The sequence below is a fragment of the Bordetella genomosp. 5 genome, assembly GCF_002261315.1.
In the GTDB taxonomy this organism is placed as follows: domain Bacteria; phylum Pseudomonadota; class Gammaproteobacteria; order Burkholderiales; family Burkholderiaceae_B; genus Bordetella.
The window spans coordinates 585,797-599,308 of record NZ_NEVP01000001.1; the positions used below are offsets into that span (position 1 = coordinate 585,797).

Here is a 13,512-nt window from a genome sequence, read left to right on the forward strand (position 1 = left end):
CCGATGGGGTGACAGTGCCGTCATTTTTACACTTGCCGCAAGCGGCTTGCGTCAAGCGCACGTTAATGGCGTGGGTATCTTTGGTATGGCGTGCCGATGCGCACGTATGGCGCGATGCCTGGTTCGGGGCGCCCGGCCAGGGGCGCCCCTAGCCGGGCGCCCAGCGGCGCGAGTCGCTCAGCCCCGTGTCAGGACTTGCAGTCTCGGCGACGCCTGCAGCGCGCTCGGCAGCAGGTACTCGCCCTGCAGCAGCGGGATCGCCAGTCTCGTGAAGGGCACGTGCAGATCGACGCCGGCCGTGCGCCAGGCCTGCCAGACCAGGGCCGTGCAGTAGGTGCCGCCCGCGTGCGCGAGCTCGAAGCCCTGGCCGCGCGCGGCGAGCGCGGCAGCCACGGCGAGCGCATGCCGCGACGCGTCGGCCTGCACCCGGTACACGGCGTGGCGTTCGGCGCGCGCCGGATCCAGATAGAAGGCCAGGTCGTCGAGCACCACGCCGTCGCCGCGGCCCGGGACTTCGCTCGGGGTGGCGTGCACCACCTGCCACGCGCCGCGCTGGCCGACCAGCATGCCTACATGGCTGAATTCGCCCGGATCGACCGCCAGCACCGCGTCGCTGATGGCGGCGGTGCCGCGGCGAAAGATGAGATCGCCCGCCTGCGCGCCGTCCGGCACGGCGGGCTCGGCGGCGCCGGCCGCCCGCGCCACCGGCGTCAGCAGGGCGCCGAGCGTCAGCGCGCCGAGCAGGCGCCGGCGGGTTGCGGACGCAACGACCGGAGGCCGGCCTACTTCAGGCGCAGCTTCCACGCGCCGTCTTCCTGCACCAGGCGGTGCGTTTCGGTCACGTCCTTGCCGTTCTTGAAGGCCAGACGGGTGCGCAGCACGGCCGTCTTGGTGGCGTCGTCGATCGTGGAGTTCAGCGTCTCGATCTTGGCGATGCCGCCGTTCTGCGTGATGCGGCGCTGCATCTCGCCCACGATCATCTGCACTTTGCCCTTGGCCTGGACCTGCTGGTCGGCCGGCACCTGCGAGAACGAAATCTGCGCGATGGCCTTTTCGACGTCGCCCTTCTCGGCGGCGCGGTACAGCGCTTCGACGGTGGCGTCGGGCTTGCCGCCGCCCGAGCATGCCGTCAGGGCCACGGCGAAGAGCGCCAGCCAAAATCCATAGAACGCACGCGACACGACTTGCATTACCTCAGCTCCCGAAGATTCACGCGATGGAAAACGCGCGCATCTTAGCAACCGCGGTTTATCACCCATACGCGGCCACAGCAGCGGGAAAACACAATGGATACAGGGGTTTGCGTGGCGCCGCGTCGGGGCGGCAGACGGGTGCCGGCAGTTCTGACGCGATCATGCAAAATGTGACGACTTGATTCGCCGGCGCGGCAATGCTGTGCGGAGCGGTCGTGCGGCGCGGCCGCGCGGATCGGCCGCGCGGAGCGGTTGCGCGCGCAACCTTTGCTCAGGCCTGGAGATGGGCGCCGCTGGGGCCGTCACGCGAAATCTGGATCTCCACGCCCACGGCGGCGCAGTCGGCAAAGGCCATGGGCTTGCTGATGCGCAGACGCAGCGCCCGCACCTCGCTGAACTCGGCCAGCAGGCGCGCGGCCAGCTGCTCGATCAGCGTTTCGATCAGATTGACGTGCGCCTGCGTGCATTCCTCGACGATCGCTTCGCGCAGTTGCCGGTAATCCAGCACGCTGTGGATATCGTGGTCGTCGACGTTGCGGCTGATGTCGATGTCGAACTCGGCGTCGACGTGCAGGGGCTGGCTGGCCCGGCGCTCGTGTTCGAGGATGCCGATACGGGCATCGAGCGCGAGCCCGGAAATGAAGATACGGCGAGTGGGCATGGTGCGGTCTGGAATGGAACGATCGGGGAATTGTACGGCGGCGATGGCCGCCGCGGCATCGGCAACCGGGGCGACCGCAGAGGCGGCACCGGCCGCCGCGGCATCGGTCACCACGACGGCCACCAAAGCACAGGCCGCCGCGGCGGTGGCCGCCACGGCATCGGCCGCCGCTGCCACTGACTACAATCAACCGTGGATCACACCGGCCGCGCTCGTCGCGGCCGACCTCGGACAGAGCAAATGCAGCAAGTATTCGACGCGATCATTGTCGGCGCGGGGCCGGCAGGCGCCTCGTGCGCGGTATGGCTGGCCCGTCTGGGCCTCGCACCCCTGCTGGTCGAGGCGGGCGCGCAGGTCGGCGGACTGACGCACGACAACCCGTTCGCCGACGACTGGATCGTGGCCGTTCCGGGCAAGACCGGGCAGGAAGTGGCCGCCAATATCGCCGCCAGCGTAAGCGCGGCCGACGTGCCTCTGCACCTGGCTACGCGCGCCGTCTCGGTGCGCCCGTGCAAGGCAGGCGTCGACGTCGGCCTCGAGGGCCCGGCGGGCGCGCTCAGCGTGACCGGCCGCTCGCTCGTGATTGCCTCGGGCGTGCGCGCCCGTGGCCTGCCGGGCCATGCGCCTGGCGCGCGCTGGCCGGGCGTGCTGGTCGGACCCGGCTCGCCCATCGTGGCTCAGGACTACACCGGCCTGCGGGTCGCGGTGCTGGGCGGTGGCGACAACGCCTTCGAGAATTTTGTCTACGTGCGCAACCGGGGCGCCAGCGAAGTGCGGCTCTATGCGCGCAGTGTGCGTGCGCAGCAGCAGTGGGTCACGCGCGCGGGCACCGAATGCGTGCGTATCGGCCCGTATCAGGTCGATCCCGAGGCGCGCACCGTGGATGGCCACCCGTTCGATCTCATCCTGGTGTTCTACGGCTGGGAGCCTCAGGCGGCCTTTGCCGACAGCCTGGATCTGGCACGCGACGACCGCGGCTACATCCGCACCGATTTCGCCTCGGCCCAGACCAGCCTGCCCGATGTCTATGCCATCGGCGAGGTCTCGCACCGCATGCACCCGTGCGTGGTCACGGCCATGGCGGACGGCGTGGTGGCGGCCAAGGCGATCCAGCGCCGCTGGGAGCGGCCGGCGCGCTAGGGCGCACCGGCACGGCCCGCCGCCTTATCCGATCTGCGGCACGAGCGTGGCGTCCAGCGGCGCCGGCGCCGCCAGGCGCACCCGATAAGCGCGCAGCTCGTCGCGCCGGAACACATGCACCATGACGCGGTCGCCGGCCCGGTATTGCGCCAGCAGCGTGTCCAGGCCCGCGGGCGCTTCTACCTTGAGGCCGTCGATGGCGACCAGCACGTCGCCCGCCGACAGGCCGCCCTTGTGCGCGGCGCCGCCCTCGAACACCGTGGCCAGCGCGAGCGCATCGCCCTGTTTGCGCGTGCGCACGTCGAGCGACGGAATGTTCAGGCCGGCCTTGAACTGCAGGGCGTAACCCTGTGCGGACAGCAGCTCGGTCAGCGGCACGTCGGCCGTGCCATAGGCGTAACGCTGGATGAAGCGGCGGGTGTCGACGCCCGTGGCTTCCTGGATCAGGGCAGGCAGGCCATCCTCGGCCAGCCCGTGCGCGCGTCCTTGGTAGAAATCGCGGCCGAATCGCTGCCACAGCAGGCGCATCACGTCGTCGAGCGAGCGCGTGCCGCCGGACTCCTGGCGGATCAGCAGATCCAGGCCCAGCGCGACCAGCGAGCCCTTCGTGTAGTAGCTCACCAGGGCGTTCGGCGAATTCTCGTCCTGCTTGTAGTAGCGGGTCCAGGCATCGAACGAGCTCTCGGCCACCGATTGCTTGTGCCGGCCGGGGCTGCGCAGCACGCCCGAAATGGTCTTGGCCACCAGGCGCAGATAATCGGTCTGCGTGATGGCCTGGGCGCGCAGCAACAGCAGATCGTCGTAATAGGACGTGAAGCCCTCGAACACCCACAAAAGGCGGGTGAGATCGGGCGACTGCAGGTTGTACGGCACGAACGCCGCGGGCTTGATGCGCTTGACGTTCCAGGTGTGAAAGTACTCGTGGCTCACCAGTCCGAGAAACTGCCGATAGCCTTCGCCCTGGCCGGTCTGGCCCTGCACCGGCAGATCCTTGCGGGAGGTCATGAGCGCGGTGCTGGCGCGATGCTCGAGGCCACCGTATCCGTCGCCGGTCACCATGGTCATGAACACGTAGCGGTCGCTGCTGTCCAGGAACGGCGCGCGGCGCGTGCGCGGCTCGAAAAACTCGATCTGGGTCGCGCAGATTTTTTGCACGTCGTCGGCGATGCGGGCGAGGTCCAGGCGCGGTGCCACGCCGGTGAACACCAGCTCGTGTTCGGCGCCATGCGCCGTGAAGCTCACCACCTGCGGCGTACCCATCTCCACGGGATGGTCGATCAAGGCGTCGTAATCGGGGGCGCGATAGCGGCCGAAGCCGTGGCGCCGGGCCGCGCCGGCCATGCCGCGCGCTTCGGGCAGGCTGGTGTAGACCTTCCAGTCCAGGCCGGCCGGCGGCACCAGGTCGAGCACGCAGGGCTGGTCGTCCTGGCCATGCACCCGCAGGAATACGCTCGTGCCATTGAAGAAGCCGTGGGTTTCGTCCAGATGCGCGCCGCGCACGGATAGGTCCCAGGCATACACCGTGTAGCTCAGCTCCAGCGCGCCGGCGGCGGGCGCCGCCTGCCAGGTGTGGTTGTCGAGCTTTTGCAGCGCCACGGGGCGGCCGCCCGCGCGGGCCGTGATCGTCTCGATCTGGCGCGAGAAATCCCGCACGAGATAGCTGCCCGGGATCCAGGCAGGCAAGGAGAAAATCTGACCATCGCCCGCGGGCGCGGCGACCGTCAGGGTAATCCGGTAGCGATGACCTGCCAGGTCATGGGGCTCGAGGCGGTAAATTACGGGTGCGTCGTTCATCCGCATATCTTATTTCATACCTTTCACCGGAGACATTCTTATGAGCGAGTCGTTTGTGCTGGTCGAGACCCGGGGGCGTGTCGGCCTGCTGACACTGAACCGGCCCAAGGCACTCAACGCCCTGAACGATCAGCTCATGGATGAGCTGGGCGCCGCGCTGCTGGCCTTCGAAAACGACGCCGACATCGGCGCCATCGTGATCACCGGCAGCGAGAAGGCCTTCGCCGCGGGCGCCGACATCGGTGCCATGAAAAGCTGGACGTACATGGACGTCTACGGCAGCGAATACATCACGCGCAACTGGGAAACCCTCAAGCGCGTGCGCAAGCCGGTCATCGCAGCGGTGGCGGGCTACGCCCTGGGCGGTGGCTGCGAGCTCGCGATGATGTGCGACATCATCATCGCCGCCGACAGTGCCCGCTTCGGGCAGCCCGAGATCAAGCTGGGCGTGATTCCCGGCGCGGGCGGCACGCAGCGCCTGCCGCGCGCGGTGGGCAAGGCCAAGGCCATGGACCTCGTGCTCACGGCCCGCATGATGAATGCCGACGAAGCCGAGCGCGCCGGCCTCGTCTCGCGCGTGGTCGCGGCCGACAAGCTGCTCGACGAAGCGCTGGACGCCGCCACCGTGATCGCGTCGATGTCGCTGCCCTCGGTCATGCTGGCCAAGGAGTGCGTCAATCGCGCCTACGAGGTGCCGCTCAACGAAGGCCTGCTGTTCGAGCGCCGCGTGTTCCATTCGCTGTTCGCCACCGAAGACCAGAAAGAGGGCATGGCCGCGTTCACCGAGAAGCGCAAGCCGGAGTTCAAGCACCGCTGAGCGCCGTGCGGCGCGCTGCTCTCAGGCGTCGCCAACGGTAGGTTTCTGTTGATTCTGGTCATGCTTGTCATGGCTGGTAGCAGTGCATTGCCCCGTTTTTCTTACCGCCGTACCGGCTCGCCGGGCGGCGGTTTTTCATTCTGGCGTTGCTGCCGGGAACGCGGGTTGCTAAGGACTCGCCGCTTGTCCCTCCCGGGTTGCCCGTTGAAACCTTTGCATTGCACTCTGTTGCACGCGGCGCGCCTATGCTGAGTGGGCAATCTGGCAGTCGCCACCTCGTGACGCGCGTAGAAGCCTGAATGCTGCATCGCGCCCGCGCCGGCGGCTCGAACGTACCGACAACACCAACAAGGAGCTTCACATGCGTACCCGAGCAACCCCCGCCCGCCTGCGCTGGCAAGTCGTCCTGATGGCGGGAGCGTTGTCCGCCGGTCTGGCTTGCACCGCAACGGCACAAACGCCGTCGCCCCAGCCCACCCTGCGGCTGGTGTCCGAAACCCCGTATCCGGCGCAACCCGGCACTACCGCGGTCGCGAGCCCGCTGTCGGCCGAAGAGCTGCGCGATCTCGCCATCGACGCCTACGTCTATGCCTATCCGATGGTGCTCATGGAAATGACGCGCCGTCACGCCACCAATGTGCAGAGCCCGATCGCCGGCCGCGCGCCGATGAACCAGTTCGGTCACCGCACGGCCTTCCCCGATGCGAAGAGCACCGACGTGGTCTGGCCCAGCACCGACACGCTGCACTCCAGCCTCTGGTACGACGTGTCGCGCGAGCCGCTGATCGTGCGCGTGCCGGACGCCGGCAACCGCTACGTGCTGCTCAACCTGATCGACATGTGGACCGATTCGTTCGCGTCGCGCGGCACGCGCACCAACGGCAAGGGTGCGCAGACCTTCGCGATCGTCGGTCCCAACTGGCAGGGCACGCTGCCCGCCGGCGTCGACATGATCCGCAGCCCGACCTCGTGGGGGTGGGTGCTCGGCCGCGTGCAGGCCGGTGGCACCGCCGACTATCAGGCGGTCAACGAATTCCAGGCGGGCCTCGCGGCCGTGCCGCTGTCGCAGTGGGGCAAAAGCTACGGCTTCGTGTCGGGCGGTCCCGTCAATCCGGCCTGGAACGGTCAGGGCACGCCGGCCGAACAGGTCGCCGCGCTCGACGCCGCTTCGTACTTCACGCTGTTCGCCGACCTGGTTCGCTCGAACCCGCCGCATGCCAACGACTACCCGATCCTCGACCGCCTGCGTCGCGCCGGCATCGGTGGCTCGCAGCCGTTCATGTTCAATCGCCTCGACCCCGCCGTGCAGCAGGCCCTGGCCGAAGCCAAGCCGGTGGCCGGTCGCCGCATCGCCGACGCAGTCCATACGCTGGCCGATCAATCGGACAATGGCTGGGTGACCGTGCGTAGCGGCATCGGCACGTACGGCACCGACTATGTCCGTCGCGCCGCCGTGGCCTATGCCGGTCTGGGCGCCGCCACGCCGGAAGACGTGCTCTACCCCGTGACCTGGGTCGACAACAAGGGCCGCGTGCTCGAAAGCGGCAAGGACTACAAGCTGCACTTCGAGAAGGACCAGCTGCCGCCGGTAGACGCTTTCTGGTCGCTCACGCTGTACGACGCGCGCCAGGGCTTCGCCGACAACACGGCCAACCGCTACTCGCTGCGCAGCACCGACCCGCTCAAGTACAACTCCGATGGTTCGCTCGATATCTATATCCAGCGCGACTATCCGGGTGACAGCAAGGCCAGCAACTGGCTGCCGGCGCCGCGCGAAGGCAACCAGATGCTGAACCTGCGCCTGTACGCCCCGCGTGACATCGCCCTCGACGGCAAGTGGGTTCCGCCCGCCGTGGTGCGTGACTGATCAGCAGTCCAGCGCATGCCAAGACATGCGTTCTTCCAGCCCCGCCTTCATGGCGGGGTTTTTTTTGTCGTAGCGGGCGGGTTGCCGGCTTGCCGCCGAGTTGAGTTCCGTACGCCGGAAATCGACGCAAAATGGGGTCGGAAACGGTGTTGCTTGCACTCGCCACAGCCTGCTTTCCGATTTGTCGACGCTATCGTTTTCGGGATATACTCTGCGGGTTTGACGCATGCGGGATAACACGTGGCTGAATGCCGCGCCGCGGCGACCATCGCGATTTTTCGCGGTTTGGCAGACCTGAATCAACCCAGCGACCTGACTCCTGAGAGGCGGTGCAGAAAAGCGGCGCAGAAAAGCATCGCAGAAGCACCGGCTTCCGATTTCCAGAGTTGCCGTTTTCATCGAAGTTCCCTGCGCGAGTGTCCGGCAATCAGATTGCCTGTCTTGCGTGGCCGACCCGGCGAAAACGGCCCTTCGGAAGGGGAGGAGCGCGCCGGAATTTGGGAAGCAAGCCCGGTGGATGCCGGTGTCCGGTATCTAGATAGGGGCAGGAAAGCCGAATGCAAGAGGGTTTGGTACTTACCGACGCGGACCGCGCAGCGATCAATGCGCGGGCGTGCCGGGAACTCTTGATGGCCGTCGCAGCGCAAGGTGCCATGGGTCTTGCAGCGGCAGCAATCGCGGGGATTGTTGCGGGGACGACGGCTGGCGTGTCGGCGTTGCTGGGAGCGGGGGCGTATTTCTTGCCCAATGCATTGTTTGCATTGCGCTTGCTGGTGAATGTCGTCAGGTCGGTCCGGCCGAATCCTGTTGCTTTCTTCCTGGGTGAAATGATCAAGCTTGTCATGACGGCACTGCTGTTGTGGCTGATCTGGTACCTCACGCACGAATGGCTCGTCTGGCCCGCCGTGCTGCTGGGGTTGATCCTGACACTCAAGGGATATCTCCTGCTGTTGATGTTCCGCAAGCTGTCATAGCGCAATTAACAATCGTGCATCAGCCGGGCCGCAAGGGCCGGTGCACAAGCAAACAGGGTAGGATTTCACATGGCTGCAGCCAGTGGCGCGTCGCCTCAGTCCGAGTACATTCAGCACCATTTGGTGCACCTGAATAACCTCGGCGAGAAGCAAAGCATCATCGCCCAGTTCGACGTCATCAACTATGACTCGTTGTTCTGGTCGATCCTGATGGGTCTGATCGTCATCACGTTCCTGTGGATGGCCGCGCGCCGTGCCACGGCCGGCGTGCCGGGCCGCTTCCAGGCGTTCGTCGAGATGATCGTCGACATGGTCGATGACCAGGCCAAGGGCATCGTGCACAACGCCAAGAGCCGGCTGTTCGTGGCGCCGCTCGCCCTGACCGTCTTCCTCTGGATCGTTCTGATGAACGCGCTCGACCTGCTGCCGGTCGATCTGATGCCCTCGATCTGGCGTCTGACCGGCCTGGGCGCCGAGCACGGCGATCCGATGTACTACCACCGCATTCTCCCCACCGCCGACCTGAACGTGCCCATGGGCATGGCGCTGGGCGTGCTGCTCCTGATGTTCTATTACGGCATCAAGATCAAGCACCCGGGTGGCTTCATCAAAGAATTGTTCACGGCCCCGTTCCACGCTCACGGCATTGGCGCCGTGGCACTGGCTCCGTTCAACCTGCTCCTGAACCTCATCGAGTACGCCGCCAAGTCGGTTTCGCTGGGCATGCGGTTGTTCGGCAACATGTTCGCCGGTGAACTGGTTTTCATGCTGATCGCGCTGCTGGGCGGCGCCTGGACAGGCTTCAACGCGAGCAGCATCGGTTTGGGCATTGGGCACGTGTTGGCCGGTTCGGTGTGGGCGATCTTCCACATCATGATCGTGCTGCTGCAGGCTTTCATCTTCATGATGCTGACGCTGGTGTACATCGGCCAGGCACACGAAGGGCATTGATCCCAATTTTCGGCGCGGGCCGGTGTGGCGCGTGCCGAGTCGCAAGGTTTTCTTGCATTCAAGCAGTACCTGTTTTTAACAATCCTGATTTCAGATTCTTAACCAAGGAGTTGTCATGACCAACGTCGCTTTCGTTGCTCTCGCTTGCGGTCTCATCATCGGTCTGGGCGCTATCGGCGCTTGCATCGGTATCGCACTGATGGGTGGCAAATACCTGGAAGCTTCGGCTCGTCAGCCCGAACTGATGAACGCCCTGCAGACCAAGATGTTCCTGCTGGCCGGCCTGATCGACGCGGCGTTCCTGATCGGCGTGGGTATCGCCATGCTGTTCGCCTTCGCCAACCCGTTCGTCGGTTAATGGCATTGCCCGCCGGCGAAACAGGCGGGCCGTACGCTGGCAGTGGTGCGACCGATGCGCCACTTGCCGGCCAAGTATCGAGTGCTCCGGATTGCCCGTTGTGGGTGGCCGGGGCCGTAAGGTGTTAAAGGAACGACCGTGAATCTGAACGCGACGATCTTCTTCCAGATGCTCGTGTTCTTCGTTCTGGCGTGGTTCACGATGAAATTCGTGTGGCCGCCCCTGACGAAGGCGATCGATGAGCGCCGCCAAAAAATCGCCGACGGCCTTGCCGCCGCCGAGAAAGGGAAGGCCGATCTGGCCCAGGCCCAGGCGCGTGTCAGTCTGATCGAGGCTTCTGCCAAATCCGAAACCCACGCCCGCATCGTCGACGCTGAGAAGCAAGGCGCCGCGCTGATCGAACAGGCGCGTCGCGAAGCCGAGGCTGAGCGTGCCCGTATCGTGGCCCAGGCTGCCCAGGATGCCGCCCAGGAAGTTCAGCGTGCTCGTGATGCCCTGCGCGACGAAGTCGCTGCGCTGGCCGTCAAGGGTGCCGAACAGATCCTCAAGCGCGAGGTGGATGCCCGCGCCCATGCCGAGCTGCTCACCCAGCTCAAGGCACAGCTTTAATCCAGGAACGCCATGGCTGAACTTTCCACTGTTGCCCGTCCCTACGCCGAAGCGCTCTTCGGCGCAGCGCGCGACGACAAGGCTGGTCTGGCAGTGTGGGCTGGCCTGGTCGATGAACTGGCCCAGGTCGCCGCCAATGCCGACGTGCGCGAAGCGATGACCGACCCGCGTCTGGACGACACGCGACGTGCTCAGATCTTCACCGGTCTGATCAAGTCCGATCTGCCGCAGGCCGCGCGCAACTTCATCGACCTGCTCGTCCAGAACGACCGGTTGCTGCTTTTGCCCATCATCGCCACCCAGTTCGCTGAACTGAAAAACCGTCACGAGGGCACGGCGCAGGCGGAAATCACCAGCGCATTCGAACTCAGCGACGCTCAGGTCAAAGAGCTCATCAGCGCACTCGAAGTCAAATTCGGTCTCAAGCTCAAGCCGCACGTCGCCGTCGATCAGTCGTTGATCGGCGGGGTGCGCGTGGCTGTCGGAGACCAGGTGCTCGATACTTCCGTTAAAGCCCAACTGGCCCGCTTGCGCGATACGCTAGCCGCTTAAGGCAGGCGAGACTAATAGGATTCCAGGAGTCAATATGCAACTCAATCCCTCCGAGATCAGCGAACTGCTCAAGAGCCGCATCGAGGGCCTGGGCGCTTCGACTGATGTTCGTACCCAGGGTACCGTGGTCTCCGTGACCGACGGTATCACCCGCATCCACGGCCTGTCCGACGTGATGCAGGGCGAAATGCTCGAATTTCCCAACAACGTGTTCGGTCTGGCACTGAACCTCGAACGCGACTCGGTCGGCGCCGTTATTCTGGGCGACTACACCGGCGTGTCCGAAGGCGATCAGGTCAAGACGACCGGCCGCATTCTCGAAGTGCCGGTTGGCCCCGAGCTGCGTGGCCGCGTGGTCAACACGCTGGGTGCCCCGATCGATGGCAAGGGCCCGATCAACACCAAAGAAACCGACATCATCGAAAAAGTGGCGCCTGGCGTTATCGCCCGCCGCTCGGTGTCGCAGCCGCTGCAAACCGGCGTCAAGGCTATCGACTCGATGGTGCCGATCGGCCGTGGCCAGCGCGAGCTGATCATTGGCGACCGCCAAACCGGCAAGACCGCTGTTGCCGTCGACACGATCATCAGCCAGAAGGGCAAGGGCGTCACCTGCGTGTACGTCGCTATCGGCCAGAAGGCATCGACGATCAACAACGTGGTGCGCAAGCTCGAAGAGCACGGCGCCATGGAATACACCATCGTCGTGGCCGCTTCGGCCTCCGACTCGGCCGCCATGCAATACCTGGCTGCCTACTCGGGCTGCACGATGGGCGAATACTTCCGCGATCGTGGCGAAGACGCCCTGATCGTCTATGACGACCTGACCAAGCAAGCCTGGGCCTATCGCCAGGTCTCGCTGCTGCTGCGCCGTCCGCCGGGCCGCGAAGCCTACCCGGGCGACGTGTTCTACCTGCACTCGCGTCTGCTCGAGCGTGCCGCTCGCGTCAACGAAGAGTACGTCGAGAAGTTCACCAACGGTGCCGTCAAGGGCAAGACCGGCTCGCTCACCGCGCTGCCGATCATCGAAACCCAGGCAGGCGACGTGTCGGCCTTCGTTCCGACCAACGTGATCTCGATCACCGACGGCCAGATCTTCCTCGAAACCGACCTGTTCAACGCCGGTGTCCGTCCCGCCATCAACGCCGGTATCTCGGTGTCGCGCGTGGGTGGTGCTGCTCAGACCAAGGTCGTCAAGAAGCTGTCCGGCGGTATCCGTACCGACCTGGCGCAGTACCGTGAACTCGCCGCTTTCGCCCAGTTCGCCTCCGACCTCGACGACGCCACCCGCCGTCAGCTCGAGCGCGGCAAGCGCGTGGTCGAACTGCTCAAGCAGCCGCAATACCAGCCGCTGCAAGTGTGGGAACTGGCCGTCTCGCTGTACACGGTCAACAACGGCTACCTGGATGAAGTCGACGTGGCTCAGGTCCTGTCGTTCGAGAAGTCGTTCAAGGATCACCTGAAGGCCAAGCATGCGGCCATGATCCAGCGCATCGAAGACACCAAGGAACTGTCCAAGGATGACGAGGCCGAACTGGCTGCCGCCCTCCAGGATTTCAAGAAGCACGGTGCTTTTTAAGGCAACTGTCTGACGTAGCGATGGGCGGCGACGCCCATCCTACGGTAGGGCGGGGTTAGCCCCGGCTGCACCGCCCAAGCCGACTCAACAGGAAAGCGCAATGCCCGGAATCAAGGAAATCCGAACCAAGATCAAGAGCGTGCAAAACACGCGCAAGATCACCAAGGCGATGGAAATGGTCGCCGCATCCAAGATGCGCAAAGCGCAGGAACGGATGCGCGCGGGCCGTCCGTACGCCACGAAGGTGCGCGAGATCGCTGCGCACCTGATGCAGGCCAATCCGGAATACAACCACCCTTACCTCCAAGAGCGCGAGGTCAAGTCGGTGGGCGTGGTTCTGGTGACGACCGACAAGGGTCTGTGCGGTGGCCTGAACACCAACATCAGCCGCATCACGCTGGGCCGCCTGAAGGAATTCGAACAGCGCGGCATCGCCGTGCAGACGACCGCCTTCGGCAACAAGGGTCTGTCGCTGCTCACGCGCATCGGCGCCAAGCTGGTTTCCCAGGAAGTGCATCTGGGCGACAAGCCTGACCTTCACCGTCTGCTGGGCGCGATCAAGGTGCAGCTCGACGACTACCTCGAAGGTCGCATCGATGCGCTGTACGTGGCGACCACCCGCTTCGTCAATACGATGAAGCAGGAGCCGGTGTTCCTGCGTCTGCTGCCGCTGGCCTCCGGTTTGGATGATCCGTACCAGACGGGCGTCGAGACCCTGGCCAAGACCGCCGAGGTCAAGTCGGACTACAGCTGGGACTACATCTACGAACCCGACGCCAAGAGCGTGATCGACGATCTGCTTCAGCGCTACGTCGAAGGCCTTCTGTATCAGGCCGTGGCCGAGAACATGGCTTCGGAACAGTCCGCGCGGATGGTGGCCATGAAGGCCGCCTCGGACAACGCCAAGAAGGTCATCGGTGAGCTGCAACTGGTCTACAACAAGACCCGTCAAGCCGCGATCACCAAGGAAATTTCGGAAATCGTAGGGGGCGCTGCCGCGGTGTAACCCGGCAGTATCCC

The 13,512-nt window shown here is 65.1% G+C and carries 15 protein-coding genes; 10 read left to right on the forward strand and 5 right to left on the reverse strand.

Annotated features, from left to right (window positions below; translation table 11 throughout):
- Positions 1 to 177: 177 nt before the first annotated feature.
- From CAL25_RS02715 to folB, 3 genes are all read right to left on the reverse strand, one after another.
- Positions 178 to 804: a YiiX/YebB-like N1pC/P60 family cysteine hydrolase gene (locus tag CAL25_RS02715; protein WP_249278923.1), complete on the reverse strand. Its 627-nt coding sequence runs from the start codon at positions 802 to 804 to the stop codon at positions 178 to 180.
- Positions 783 to 1,190, reverse strand: coding sequence for a DUF4878 domain-containing protein (locus CAL25_RS02720; RefSeq protein WP_170948363.1), 408 nt, complete (start codon positions 1,188 to 1,190; stop codon positions 783 to 785). Before CAL25_RS02720 ends, CAL25_RS02715 begins: the two co-directional genes overlap by 22 nt.
- Before the next feature lie 274 nt (positions 1,191 to 1,464).
- A complete protein-coding gene (gene folB / locus CAL25_RS02725; protein ID WP_094798727.1) occupies positions 1,465 to 1,854 on the reverse strand; it encodes a dihydroneopterin aldolase in 390 nt (129 codons plus the stop codon).
- 240 nt (positions 1,855 to 2,094) lie between these two features.
- On the opposite strand from folB, the gene CAL25_RS02730 reads away from it, so the two are divergent.
- Positions 2,095 to 2,994, forward strand: a complete 900-nt coding sequence (locus tag CAL25_RS02730; RefSeq protein WP_094798390.1) for an NAD(P)/FAD-dependent oxidoreductase — start codon at positions 2,095 to 2,097, stop codon at positions 2,992 to 2,994.
- A gap of 24 nt (positions 2,995 to 3,018) precedes the next feature.
- Here the strand turns inward: CAL25_RS02730 and CAL25_RS02735 are convergent, their stop codons facing one another.
- Positions 3,019 to 4,794 carry a M61 family metallopeptidase gene (locus tag CAL25_RS02735; protein ID WP_094798391.1) on the reverse strand — a complete coding sequence of 592 codons (1,776 nt, stop codon included), beginning with the start codon at positions 4,792 to 4,794 and terminating at the stop codon, positions 3,019 to 3,021.
- A gap of 34 nt (positions 4,795 to 4,828) precedes the next feature.
- Here CAL25_RS02735 and CAL25_RS02740 point away from each other — a divergent pair, with 34 nt between their 5' ends.
- Together CAL25_RS02740 and CAL25_RS02745 are read left to right on the forward strand one after the other, a co-directional pair.
- Positions 4,829 to 5,605 (forward strand): enoyl-CoA hydratase, encoded by a 777-nt coding sequence (locus CAL25_RS02740; protein ID WP_094798392.1) that lies wholly within the window; start codon positions 4,829 to 4,831, stop codon positions 5,603 to 5,605.
- A gap of 361 nt (positions 5,606 to 5,966) precedes the next feature.
- Positions 5,967 to 7,472 (forward strand): DUF1254 domain-containing protein, encoded by a 1,506-nt coding sequence (locus tag CAL25_RS02745; RefSeq protein WP_094798393.1) that lies wholly within the window; start codon positions 5,967 to 5,969, stop codon positions 7,470 to 7,472.
- Here the strand turns inward: CAL25_RS02745 and CAL25_RS23965 are convergent, their stop codons facing one another.
- Positions 7,473 to 7,871, reverse strand: a complete 399-nt coding sequence (locus CAL25_RS23965; protein ID WP_141217878.1) for a hypothetical protein — start codon at positions 7,869 to 7,871, stop codon at positions 7,473 to 7,475.
- 158 nt (positions 7,872 to 8,029) lie between these two features.
- Between CAL25_RS23965 and CAL25_RS02750 the strand changes: the two genes are divergently transcribed.
- From CAL25_RS02750 to atpG, 7 genes are all read left to right on the forward strand, one after another.
- Complete coding sequence (locus tag CAL25_RS02750) at positions 8,030 to 8,446, forward strand: ATP synthase subunit I (RefSeq protein WP_094798394.1); 417 nt, start codon at positions 8,030 to 8,032, stop codon at positions 8,444 to 8,446.
- A gap of 69 nt (positions 8,447 to 8,515) precedes the next feature.
- Positions 8,516 to 9,397, forward strand: coding sequence for a F0F1 ATP synthase subunit A (gene atpB, locus CAL25_RS02755; protein WP_094798395.1), 882 nt, complete (start codon positions 8,516 to 8,518; stop codon positions 9,395 to 9,397).
- Between the two features lie 115 nt (positions 9,398 to 9,512).
- On the forward strand, positions 9,513 to 9,755 hold the full coding sequence (gene atpE, locus CAL25_RS02760) for a F0F1 ATP synthase subunit C (protein WP_003815363.1): 243 nt from the start codon (positions 9,513 to 9,515) through the stop codon (positions 9,753 to 9,755).
- Positions 9,756 to 9,893: 138 nt separating this feature from the next.
- Positions 9,894 to 10,364 (forward strand): F0F1 ATP synthase subunit B, encoded by a 471-nt coding sequence (locus tag CAL25_RS02765; RefSeq protein WP_094798396.1) that lies wholly within the window; start codon positions 9,894 to 9,896, stop codon positions 10,362 to 10,364.
- 12 nt (positions 10,365 to 10,376) lie between these two features.
- Positions 10,377 to 10,916 carry a F0F1 ATP synthase subunit delta gene (locus CAL25_RS02770; RefSeq protein ID WP_094798397.1) on the forward strand — a complete coding sequence of 180 codons (540 nt, stop codon included), beginning with the start codon at positions 10,377 to 10,379 and terminating at the stop codon, positions 10,914 to 10,916.
- Between the two features lie 34 nt (positions 10,917 to 10,950).
- The gene (gene atpA, locus CAL25_RS02775; protein WP_094798398.1) at positions 10,951 to 12,492 is read left to right on the forward strand and encodes a F0F1 ATP synthase subunit alpha; all 1,542 of its coding nucleotides are present in this window, start codon (positions 10,951 to 10,953) and stop codon (positions 12,490 to 12,492) included.
- A 100-nt stretch (positions 12,493 to 12,592) separates the two neighbouring features.
- A complete protein-coding gene (gene atpG, locus CAL25_RS02780) occupies positions 12,593 to 13,498 on the forward strand; it encodes a F0F1 ATP synthase subunit gamma (protein WP_094798399.1) in 906 nt (301 codons plus the stop codon).
- Positions 13,499 to 13,512 lie beyond the last annotated feature (14 nt).

Bases quoted from the DNA above. Each gene is read 5' to 3' on its own strand.
- CAL25_RS02720 (WP_170948363.1), bottom strand. From the start codon at position 1,190: ATGCAAGTCGTGTCGCGTGCGTTCTATGGATTTTGGCTGGCGCTCTTC.
- CAL25_RS02745 (WP_094798393.1), top strand. From the start codon at position 5,967: ATGCGTACCCGAGCAACCCCCGCCCGCCTGCGCTGGCAAGTCGTCCTG.
- atpE (WP_003815363.1), top strand. From the start codon at position 9,513: ATGACCAACGTCGCTTTCGTTGCTCTCGCTTGCGGTCTCATCATCGGT.
- atpG (WP_094798399.1), top strand. From the start codon at position 12,593: ATGCCCGGAATCAAGGAAATCCGAACCAAGATCAAGAGCGTGCAAAAC.
- atpB (WP_094798395.1), top strand. From the start codon at position 8,516: ATGGCTGCAGCCAGTGGCGCGTCGCCTCAGTCCGAGTACATTCAGCAC.
- CAL25_RS23965 (WP_141217878.1), bottom strand. From the start codon at position 7,871: ATGAAAACGGCAACTCTGGAAATCGGAAGCCGGTGCTTCTGCGATGCT.
- CAL25_RS02750 (WP_094798394.1), top strand. From the start codon at position 8,030: ATGCAAGAGGGTTTGGTACTTACCGACGCGGACCGCGCAGCGATCAAT.
- CAL25_RS02730 (WP_094798390.1), top strand. From the start codon at position 2,095: ATGCAGCAAGTATTCGACGCGATCATTGTCGGCGCGGGGCCGGCAGGC.
- CAL25_RS02740 (WP_094798392.1), top strand. From the start codon at position 4,829: ATGAGCGAGTCGTTTGTGCTGGTCGAGACCCGGGGGCGTGTCGGCCTG.
- CAL25_RS02770 (WP_094798397.1), top strand. From the start codon at position 10,377: ATGGCTGAACTTTCCACTGTTGCCCGTCCCTACGCCGAAGCGCTCTTC.
- atpA (WP_094798398.1), top strand. From the start codon at position 10,951: ATGCAACTCAATCCCTCCGAGATCAGCGAACTGCTCAAGAGCCGCATC.
- CAL25_RS02735 (WP_094798391.1), bottom strand. From the start codon at position 4,794: ATGCGGATGAACGACGCACCCGTAATTTACCGCCTCGAGCCCCATGAC.
- folB (WP_094798727.1), bottom strand. From the start codon at position 1,854: ATGCCCACTCGCCGTATCTTCATTTCCGGGCTCGCGCTCGATGCCCGT.